We start from the raw sequence: 9,176 nt of genomic DNA, 5'->3' as shown, positions 1-9,176 counted from the left end.
GGGCGGGGGCGGGGGCGGCGGGGGAGGCGGCGGCGGCGGCGGCGGCGGCGGCGGCGGAGCGGCCGGTTCGCCGAAGTTGAAGGTCAGATTGGCGAGCAGCGAGTGCGACCGGAAACGACCATCGAACACGTCGCCGTTGATGCCGACCATCGACAGGCGCGAGGTGTTGAAGAAGCGATACTTCAGACCGACATCGATGTTGTCGGTGATCGGCGCGCGGACGCCGGCGATCGCCTGCCACGCAAAGCGCGTGTCGGAGTCGTCGATGAAGCTCGGCCGGTCGGAACGCAGACCATAATCGGCGCTGACGCGCGCGACACCGGCACCGCCCCCGGCATAGCCGCTCAGGCCATCTTCTTCGCCGAAGTCGAACAGACCGTTGAGCATGAAGCTGAGCGCCGAGGTCGAGCCGCCGGCATAGCCATAAAGCACGTTTGCCAGCGCAGACGTGTTGCCGACCGGCGTCGAGAAGGTGCTTTCATAGCCATCGATCGTGGCGGTCTTGTAAGCGACTTCAGCCTCAAGCCGGAACCCGCCGAAATCATAACCCACCAGGCCGCCAACGTCATAGCCATAGTCATGGTTGACATTGTTGGTGCCGCTGGCAGCGGTCGCGCCCGTGCCACGGGTGATATCGAAGTTGATGTCCTCGACGAGGAGGGCACCACCTTCAATGCCCACATACCACGACTTGTCCTTCGCCAGCGCGGGCGAGGCAATCGCCGTGGAGGCCAACGCCATCGCAATGGCAAGCTTCCGCATAGAAATCCCCTTTCTTGGTGTCACTCGGACAGCCCCAACTCACTACAGGCTGCATAGTTGCCGCGCAAGGCCGCAAATCCTGAAACTGTTGCATAAATGCCGCAACAGGGGCGGATTTCTGCGGCTTGTTCGCGTCTGGAAACGATCATATCAGGGGTTAGTCGACCAGGCCATGAGCAGCCATGCGCGCAACAATTGCGGCAATGGCAGAGCGCGCTTCGGCATCGATCACAGACCCGCCCGATGGCAGCGGCACCGCCGGCTGGCGGGGGCCAAGCAGCTGCTGCCCGGCAATGCTGAGCGAGGCAAACCGCCCCTCCCCGATCCGCCAGACGCCGCCCGCGCGCACGGCCCAGAGCTGCCGGTCGATCACCCATGCGGTCATGCCGTCGACGCCCGGCGAGAGCCGCCAGCCATTCCCGGTCCAGCAGGCGAGCGCGCCGGGCGCATCCTGCCATTCCGCGACCGGTGCCGGTCCGAGCAGCCAGCACTGGCCGGCCTGCGGGGCGGCCGGCGGCTGATCGAGCGGAGCGGTTTCGACCGCCGGATGGGCGAGCATGTCGAGCCTGACCAGCGCTTCATTGTGGGTCAGGTCCTTCTGGGCCTGCATTGCCGCGATCAGCGGCAGCCGGTGCCGCGCAGTCGTTCCATCCGTCATTGCCCATCCTCCATGGCAGCTGCCTCACGCACAATCGCGATCCGCCTTTCAGCCGGCCGCGACGCGGCAAAGCTCCCCAGCTGCACGACCCGCATCGTCACATCGGCACCGGCCAGCCGATCGCGCGCGACCTCGTCCGGGCTGTAGACATGGAACGCCCGGTCGGTCAGCCAGCTGCGCACCGGGCCGGACGCCGGTGCGATCTCGACACGATAAGCCTCGCGTTCCTCGCCAATCGGCGCATCGCTGCCATCGATCCAGCGCCCCCCTTCGCGGCTCTGCCTGATCCAGGACAGGTCGAACCCGCCATCGGCACGACGCCGGGCGTCCAGGTGCACGGGCGGCAGCGGCCGGACCGCAGCGCCGATGCCGCGCACCCGGCTCTCGGCAGGCTGCGTGTCGCCAATCCCGCTCGCCAGCACCACCATGTCCGCGCCAATCGCATCGACCGGGGGATCATGGCTCCGCAGCGCATCCGGCTCGATCAGCACGAACTGTTCCCCGGCGCGGTGGCCGGCCACCCCCGCCCCGGTGCCGCGCCGTCCCCGGATAAGCCGGGACAGCCGCCAGCGACCGTCGCCCAGCGGCAGGGCCAGGCCATATTGGATCAGCTCGTCGCCGAGCAGCGCCAGATTGGCCCCGGCCATCAGGCGGCCGTCATCGGCATCCGCCAGCATCATCCCGGCATGCGCCATTTCGATATCCACGCTGTGCCGCAGGTCGAACAGCCCCGGATCGGCCGGGCCAAGCGCCGACAGCGCAGCGCCGATCAGCGCAGGCGCGGCGGTGTCCCCGATCGGCTGCATCTCCGCCATCGGATCGCGCCCGATCAGCAGCGCAGCGCGCCGCCAACCCGGCCTCACCCCGGCGGCGGCGATCAGCAGGCGGGGGCGCGCGACCGGCGTATCGTCGAGCGGCGGCAGGTCGAGCAGATGCACGCGCGTCGGCCCGTGCACGGCATCCGGCGGCAGAGCGGGACGCCCCGGCGCAGCGGGCAGCGCGACGGCCGAGCCATTGGCGAGCGCGGTCAGGCTGAGCGCAACGCCGTCACGGTCGATCCGCCGTTCGGCCACGCGCCAGATCCTGCCATCATCGGGCGTCCGCACCAGATCGCCGGGGGCAAGCGTCAGCCGTCGCCAGCCGCAGCGCAGCGTGCGTTGATGCATCCGCGCCCGCCGGCGATCGATCGCCCGCTCCGCCAGCTGGCGCGCGGCACCGGCGTCGAGCGTGACCGGCAGGTCGATGCGCGCCTGCGCCTCCCCCGCCCCCGGCCGCCGGGCGCGCTGCACCCCGGCCTGATAGTCGCGGGCCGGATCGAGATAGCCCAGAGAGAGCACCGCCGGGCCGATGGTCGCGCCGCGCGTCTGCCGATCCTCGATCCCGATTTCCAGCGCCCCCAGGGCGACGGGCGGCCCTTCCCCGCCGATTCGCAGCCCCCGGCCGGCGGGCACCGGCAGGGCGGGCAACAGATCGGCAAATGTCTCGATGACCTGCCCCAGCGTGTCGGCGGCGACGATCATCCCGCCAACAGCATCGCCGCCCTGCGTGACGACCGCCCCCGCGCTCAGGTCCGCCAGCGCCTCGCCGGGCATGATCGGGCCGGGATCGGCCTCGACCTCGAAGGTCAGCGCGGGAATGCGGTTGCCGAACGGCGCCAGCTGCAACTGCTCGAACACCGCATAGGCGCAGCCCCGATAGGCGGGGGCCGCCGGCTCGAGTGCTGCGATCAGCGGATCGGGCGGCTGATCCTCATCCCCTTGATGCAGGCGAAAGCCGCCCAGCTCCCCCTTCCAGTCACCGGCCGCGCCGCGCAGCAGATTGCCATCCGCCCAGATGCGCCGCACGGCGCGCACCCGCCGCCCGGACAGCAGCACGGCAAAAGACGCCGCATAGCTGTAGCTGGTCGTGCTCGGCCGCCCTTTGCCGCCGCCTTGCCGGTTGCGGGTTTCGATCAGATCGGTCGACCAGATCAGCGTGCCGGCGACCCGGACCGTGCCGAACAGCCGCGGGATCAGGGCACCATAGGCCGATGTCTGGATCCGCAGATCCTGCAGGCGCGGCCCCGAAGCCCCGCGCGCCCCGAAAACACGACGGTCGACAAACTGGCCGAGCGTCGCGCCGATCGCGGCACCGACCGGGCCAAGCACCGCGCCGATCGACGTCAGAACAAGCGTCGCCATGATCCGATCACCTCCCAGGGAATGGGGCCGGGCCGTTCGACCACCCGGCCCAGCGCCGCATCGGCATGGATCAGCCCGGTCGGCGTCCAGACACCCAGATGCAGCTGGGCCGCCCCGGGCCGCATCAACACGATGTCGCCAGGCAGCAGATCATCGGCCGATGCGGGGACCAGCCCGGCCTCGGCAAGCGCGGCGGCCACCCGCGCGGGATCGCCGCCGCGCAGGGCATAGCCGCCGGGCGCGGTCCGGCCGAGCGCCAGCGCCACCAGCCCGACACAATCCACGCCATGCGCCGGATCGCGGCCGTGCAGGCGGAAACGCACACCGACAAGCGCCCGCGCCGTCGCGACGATCGCGGTCATGACGACGGATACCGCGTCAACAGATCATTGCCGGGGACATGCGGCTCGCCCCGGAAGTTGCGGACATTGCCGAACCGGGCGGCACAGGTGGCAAGCAACCGGTCGCACCCCTCGACCATCATCACCCGTTCGCCGGCAACGGGGGCAAATGCCGGCGGCGCGGCCAGAGTGACGCGCGCACCACTGCTCGCCAGCACCAGCTGGCTCAGCCCGCCATTGCGCCCGTCGAGCCAGCGCAGCCGCCCCCAGCCCCAGCCATTGGCCACCGGCTCGACGATATCGAGGTCGATGACGGGGCCATCGTTGCCGGTCACCCGGCCGATCCGCGTCCGGCCGGCCAGATCGACCTGGCACCTGCGATCCCCGAAGGTCGCGCGGCATTCGGGCGTCACCTCCTCGACGACCGGGCGGGCAAGCAGCGCCTCCGGCCCGGCCAGCTCGGCCGTGAACCGCCCCTGCGCCGCGCTGACGGGGCCGAGCCGCCCCTCGGCGATCACGACATGGCGCGCCGGGTCGGTCCAATCGGCGATGATCAGGGTGACCGCCGCCCCGTCCCAGCGCCCCGCAGCCAGATCGGCCGCGTCCAGCGCGTCGGCGGTCAGCGCGCCGCTGATCTCCATCGCGCCGTCGTCCGCCTCTCCGCCCATCACCTGCTCGACCGCAGACGGGGTCAGGCCGGGCGCGGCGCGATAGACAAAGCCGTCAATCTCCAGTTGACGATCATGGCCGGTCAGGCCGATGGCAACGCCGTCGCGCCGTTCGATGCGCCAGCACAGCGCCAGATGGACCAGCGCCGAATCCGCAAACGGGGTCATCCGCCTTCCTTCACCTCGATCAGGGGGACGCTGGGCGCCTCGCCCGCCAGAAAGGTGGCGCGGGCGATATCGAGCCGGTCCTCGGCAAAGCGCACCGGCACGTCGAAGCGGAAACCGGCGGTCACCGCCGCGCCGGCAGGCGGGGGCCGGTCGAGCGCGATCACGCCACCCGCCTCCAGCGCAAAGCCCGTCACCTCCGCGCCCGCGACCGCCACCCTGATCGTCGCGGCCACCGGGCGGGTGATGCGCCGGGTGACATCGCCATAACGCTTGATCAGCGCGAAGCGGCTGGTGCGGCCGTCACCGGTGCCGATCAGCTGGTCGCCAGGCCCCGGCACAGCATCGGCCGCGCAGGACCGGTCATCGAACGGATCGCGGAACCGGAACGCACGCGCCGGCCCGCGCCGTCCACGAAAAAACGCCACCAGATCAGCAAGATCGCTCTCGGACCTGACCCCCGGCCCGGCATCGAAGCGCAGCCGCGCCTCGGCCCATTCGGCGCTGCGCTGTTCATGGCCGCCGGCACCGCTGGCAATGGCGGTCGAGGTCATCGCGCTCATGCTCGCCTCGCGACCGATTTCCAACGGAAATGCGACATCATCGAAATCGTCCATGCGCTCCTCCTCGGGGAACCAGGTAAAGCCGTCGCGGATCACCTGCGGCAGCGCCCAGACAAATGTCTCCGCGACACCGCGCGCCATGGCGGCGCGCGCGGCCTCTGCAATCGGCGTCCATTGGGCGCGGTCCTCGGGCCGCAGCACAAAGCCGCTCAGATAATGCTGCTCTTGCAGCGGATAGCCGAGCCGCGCGCCCATCTCCGCCAGCCCCGGCGCGCTGCGCGCGGTCAGCCCGTCCGTCACCCATTCATAATCTTCGAGCTGCAGGACATCGAAGGCGGGCTTGCGCCAGCCAAGCGGGGCGAGCGCGCGCGGCAGATCGGGCGCGGCAAAGATCGTCGGCAGGTAAAGCAGGATCAGCGCCTCGGCATCGGGCACGACCGTGCGCACGGCGGCGACCAGATCGGCGGTGGACGCGGCGAGCAAAGCCCCGGCGCGGTCGAGCAGCGCGCGTTCGGCTGCCCCCATCGGCGCGCTGACATCGTCGATCACCGGCAGATCGGGGCCGAGCGCGGCGCGCGCGGCCGTGTCGTAGATATGCAGCCGCCCGTCGCGGCCGACCCACCACCATGGCTCCCCGACCTGAAAGCGCATCGCCAGGCCGGCGTCGCGCGCAATGGCGGCAAAGGCGCGGGCCACCGCCTGCAAATAGGCCATCGCCCCGGCACTGGCCGGGGACAACAGGGTGGAGGGCGGCGACCAGCCGGTCAGCGCCGGATCGCCATTGGCCGCGCGCTGTTTCCAGTCTTCCGGGCAATGGGCATCGAACAGCTCATAGCTCAATGACCAGATCAGCCCGTAATCCAGCGCCCGAGCTCGCACCGCCAGATCGCGGTGCCATGCGGTGCAGGGCGTGCACAGCGGATCGCCCGCCCCCGTCACCAGCCCGTCCGCCAGGCGGAAATAATGGCTCATCCCGACATAATGATTGATCACCCCGCGATAGCCGAGGTGCAGGATCGTGCGCAGCAGCCGGGCGGGGGTGACGTTATAGGCATCGTCATAGCCGGTCGCGATCCGCAGGCTGTGCGGCGGCACCAGCACATCGCCAATCTCCAGCACCGAAGCCGGGCCGTCGCACGCGATCCCGGTCAGCTCGACAAAGGCCTCGACGGGCGCGGGCAGCGCGCCGCCTTCGGGCGCATAGCCGGGTGGCACCAGCGAGATGAACATGCGGTCGATATCGCCGGCAAAAACCGGATCGGCTTCGCCCGGCAGCAGGAACCCGCCCGCCAGCGCCCCGAAATCGAGCGTGATCCACGCGTCCTCGGGGCTGCCTTCGGCATAATTCCACAGCCGCACATACCAGGCCCGCGCCTGCCCGGCAGCATCGCGCCCCTCGATGGTCAAGGTCGGGCCATTGACCGCATCGAGCGGCATCACCCCCGCCGACCGCCAGCGGAAGCGCAGCCGGCAGCCGCGATAATCGCGCTGCGTTTCATAAGCGAGCAGCGGATGATCGTGCCGGTCTTCGGACCACCAGATCAGCCCGGCCAGCTCGCCGCGCCCGTAAAACACCGCATCGACGCGCAGCGCATCGGGACCGGTCGTCACCACCGACGCCATCATCGGGCGCGGGAAATCGACCGTCCAATATTGGGGGTCAAAGCGTTTGATGAAGCCGGTTTCCTGCACGCTGCGGTGCCGGGCGAGCCAATGTCCCATGATGTCCTCCCTGCCCGGTGCCGTCAGCGGCTCAGGCGAGCGCGCGGCGGACCTCGCGCGCGATCTGGCGGCCGGACCGCGCCAGCGCCTGCGCCGCATCGGTGCCGCCGGGCGCATTGACGGTGATCGCGATCCGCACGTCGCGCCCCGCCGAACCACCGGGCGCGATGCCGGGCGCGATCCGGCCCGACATGGTCGGCACGAACAGCTCCGGTCCCCGCTCGCCGACCAGATAGGCCTGGCCGGGGGCGACCGGCCCGCCCGTCGCGCGGCCGGGCAGCCCGCCGATCAGGCCGGTGAGCAGACCGCCAATCCCCCCGCTTCTGCCCGCCCCGGACATCCCCCCGCCAATGCCGGCGAGGATCGCCCCGATGCCCGATGTGACGGCGGACGCGGCGATCTCGCCCAGCGCCTGCAGCGCCACCCGCTTCAGATCCTCAAACCCCAGCCGGCCGGTGCGGACCGCGCGCGCCAGCACCGTCTCCAGCCCGCGCCCGGCACGCGCCACGCCGTCGCCGAACGGCCCTTCAAGCTGGACGCGCATCGCCTCCAGATCGCGGGCAAAACCGGCGGTGTCGGCGCGCACGCCGATCACCAGCCGTTCGATTTCCTCATCCATCGGGATACATCTCCTTCAGCCGGGTCAGCAGCGTCGCATCGGCCGGCTGCTCCACCGCCGGGGCAAGGCCGGTGACGGCGAGCGCCAGATCGGCGGGTGTCGCGGTCCAGAACTCGTCGGGCCGCCAGCCGAGCATCGCCCCGGCCATCCCGGCCAGCCGCGCGGCGGTGGCGGCAAACCCGCCCTCGACCATGGTCAGCGCCCTTCGAGAATCTGGCGCAGCAGCACCGCCAGCGCCGGCGTCGCGGCGGCCAGCCCCGCCGCCGCCACCGCCTCGCCCAGCGCCTCGCGGCTCAGCTCGGCCGGCCGGTCGCGCAGACAGTGCCAGAACAGCGCGGTCATCTCGTGCAGGGTCAGCTGGCCACCCGCCGCCCGCTCGACCAGCGCGAACAGCGACCCCAATTCCGCCTCGGCGGCCACCAGTGCGGCAAAGCTCGGCCGCAGCACCAGATCGGCCGCGCCGACGCGCAGGCTCGCCTCGCCGCGCACAGGGTTGGCCGCACTCACAGCGCCGCCACCGCGCCCGAGCTTTCAAGCGCGAGGGTGTAGCTGCGCTCGCCGTTGAAATCGCCGGCATAATCGAGCCGCGCGACCAGGAACCGGCCCTGCATCCGTTCCCCGCCCTCAAAGCTCAGTTCATAATCGGCCAGCGTGCCGGACAGGGCATGCGCCTTCAGCCGCGCCTCGGCGGCCGAACCGGTGAACACCCCCGCGCCCGACACGGACACCGACCGCACCCCCGCCCCCGACAGCAATTCGCGCCAACCGCCCGAGCCCTTGTTGGTCACGACCACCGCCTCGCCATTGATGCTCAGCTGGGTCGTGCGCAGCCCGGCCATGGTCTGGTAGGCGGGCGGTGCCGCGCCATCGCTGATCTTGAGCAGAAAGGCGCTCCCGCGTTCAATCGGCATTGCTGTCTCTCCCTTGTTCGCTGTCCGCCGCCGCCCCGCCATCGGCCAGCATCCGCAGCCGGTGCTCGACCAGCCCGGCCCAGCCGCGCGGCTCGCGCAGCATCCGCACACGGATCATCTGCGCCCCGCCCAGCATCCAGCCGGGCAGGTGGCGCGGCAGCCGCGCCAGCGCGGCATCGACCGCATCGACCAGATCGCTGACCCGCGCCGGATCATCGCCTTCGTCCCGCACCCACAGGCCAAGGCGCAGTTCGCGCCCGGCCGCGTCCTTCACCGACCAGTCGGCCCATTGCAGCGGCTCGACCTCGATCCAGGGCGGCGTCGCGCGCAGCGGCGGGCCGAGGAACACGCCATTGGCGCGCGCCGCGATCACCGGATCGTCGGCAAGCGCGGCGATGATCGCCGCCGCCAGCATCGGGGTCGTCATCGGATCAACCTCCCGAGAATGCGCAGGGCGGGATCGGTCAGCAGGCGGCGGCGCAGCCCGCGCCCGCTGATCCGCACCCCGGCAGATGTGCGCACGGCGCGGACGCCGGCCCGGCCAAGCGCCTCGGCCAGCCGGTCGGCGGCACGCGCGGTTCGCAGCC

11 protein-coding genes are annotated in these 9,176 nt (G+C 71.1%); all 11 read right to left on the bottom strand.

Translation table 11 applies throughout. From position 1 onward, the window contains the following. Positions 1-741: outer membrane protein (locus OPU66_RS14385; protein ID WP_498554346.1), on the bottom strand; the 741-nt coding region annotated here is incomplete at its 3' end. A gap of 178 nt (positions 742-919) precedes the next feature. Then, complete coding sequence (locus OPU66_RS14380) at positions 920-1,420, bottom strand: DUF2793 domain-containing protein (RefSeq protein ID WP_498554345.1); 501 nt, start codon at positions 1,418-1,420, stop codon at positions 920-922. Beyond that, on the bottom strand, positions 1,417-3,600 hold the full coding sequence (locus tag OPU66_RS14375) for a phage tail protein (RefSeq protein WP_498554344.1): 2,184 nt from the start codon (positions 3,598-3,600) through the stop codon (positions 1,417-1,419). Before OPU66_RS14375 ends, OPU66_RS14380 begins: the two co-directional genes overlap by 4 nt. Next, complete coding sequence (locus OPU66_RS14370) at positions 3,582-3,962, bottom strand: NlpC/P60 family protein (RefSeq protein WP_498554343.1); 381 nt, start codon at positions 3,960-3,962, stop codon at positions 3,582-3,584. Before OPU66_RS14370 ends, OPU66_RS14375 begins: the two co-directional genes overlap by 19 nt. Then, positions 3,959-4,777 (bottom strand): phage/gene transfer agent baseplate hub protein, encoded by an 819-nt coding sequence (locus OPU66_RS14365; RefSeq protein WP_498554342.1) that lies wholly within the window; start codon positions 4,775-4,777, stop codon positions 3,959-3,961. Before OPU66_RS14365 ends, OPU66_RS14370 begins: the two co-directional genes overlap by 4 nt. Further along, on the bottom strand, positions 4,774-7,059 hold the full coding sequence (locus OPU66_RS14360) for a DUF2460 domain-containing protein (protein WP_498554341.1): 2,286 nt from the start codon (positions 7,057-7,059) through the stop codon (positions 4,774-4,776). The genes OPU66_RS14365 and OPU66_RS14360 overlap by 4 nt, the downstream gene beginning before the upstream one ends. Positions 7,060-7,090: 31 nt before the next feature. Continuing rightward, on the bottom strand, positions 7,091-7,678 hold the full coding sequence (locus OPU66_RS14355; protein WP_498554340.1) for a tail tape measure protein: 588 nt from the start codon (positions 7,676-7,678) through the stop codon (positions 7,091-7,093). Further along, entirely contained in the window at positions 7,671-7,871 is a 201-nt protein-coding gene (locus tag OPU66_RS14350) for a phage tail assembly chaperone (protein ID WP_498554339.1), read from the bottom strand. Before OPU66_RS14350 ends, OPU66_RS14355 begins: the two co-directional genes overlap by 8 nt. 2 nt (positions 7,872-7,873) lie before the next feature. Beyond that, the gene (locus OPU66_RS14345) at positions 7,874-8,185 is read right to left on the bottom strand and encodes a GTA-gp10 family protein (protein WP_498554338.1); all 312 of its coding nucleotides are present in this window, start codon (positions 8,183-8,185) and stop codon (positions 7,874-7,876) included. Then, positions 8,182-8,589 (bottom strand): phage major tail protein, TP901-1 family, encoded by a 408-nt coding sequence (locus OPU66_RS14340; RefSeq protein ID WP_498554337.1) that lies wholly within the window; start codon positions 8,587-8,589, stop codon positions 8,182-8,184. The genes OPU66_RS14345 and OPU66_RS14340 overlap by 4 nt, the downstream gene beginning before the upstream one ends. Further along, a complete protein-coding gene (gene gp17, locus OPU66_RS14335) occupies positions 8,579-9,016 on the bottom strand; it encodes a tail completion protein gp17 (protein ID WP_498554336.1) in 438 nt (145 codons plus the stop codon). Before gp17 ends, OPU66_RS14340 begins: the two co-directional genes overlap by 11 nt. Positions 9,017-9,176 lie beyond the last annotated feature (160 nt).

The organism is Sphingomonas sp. URJC2 (assembly GCF_059803575.1).
This window is presented reverse-complemented; position numbering and strand designations above follow the sequence as displayed.

Coding starts and splice junctions, on each gene's coding strand:
- OPU66_RS14380 (WP_498554345.1), bottom strand. CDS start 1,420: ATGACGGATGGAACGACTGCGCGGCACCGGCTGCCGCTGATCGCGGCA.
- OPU66_RS14375 (WP_498554344.1), bottom strand. CDS start 3,600: ATGGCGACGCTTGTTCTGACGTCGATCGGCGCGGTGCTTGGCCCGGTC.
- OPU66_RS14370 (WP_498554343.1), bottom strand. CDS start 3,962: ATGACCGCGATCGTCGCGACGGCGCGGGCGCTTGTCGGTGTGCGTTTC.
- OPU66_RS14365 (WP_498554342.1), bottom strand. CDS start 4,777: ATGACCCCGTTTGCGGATTCGGCGCTGGTCCATCTGGCGCTGTGCTGG.
- OPU66_RS14360 (WP_498554341.1), bottom strand. CDS start 7,059: ATGGGACATTGGCTCGCCCGGCACCGCAGCGTGCAGGAAACCGGCTTC.
- OPU66_RS14355 (WP_498554340.1), bottom strand. CDS start 7,678: ATGGATGAGGAAATCGAACGGCTGGTGATCGGCGTGCGCGCCGACACC.
- OPU66_RS14350 (WP_498554339.1), bottom strand. CDS start 7,871: ATGGTCGAGGGCGGGTTTGCCGCCACCGCCGCGCGGCTGGCCGGGATG.
- OPU66_RS14340 (WP_498554337.1), bottom strand. CDS start 8,589: ATGCCGATTGAACGCGGGAGCGCCTTTCTGCTCAAGATCAGCGATGGC.
- gp17 (WP_498554336.1), bottom strand. CDS start 9,016: ATGACGACCCCGATGCTGGCGGCGGCGATCATCGCCGCGCTTGCCGAC.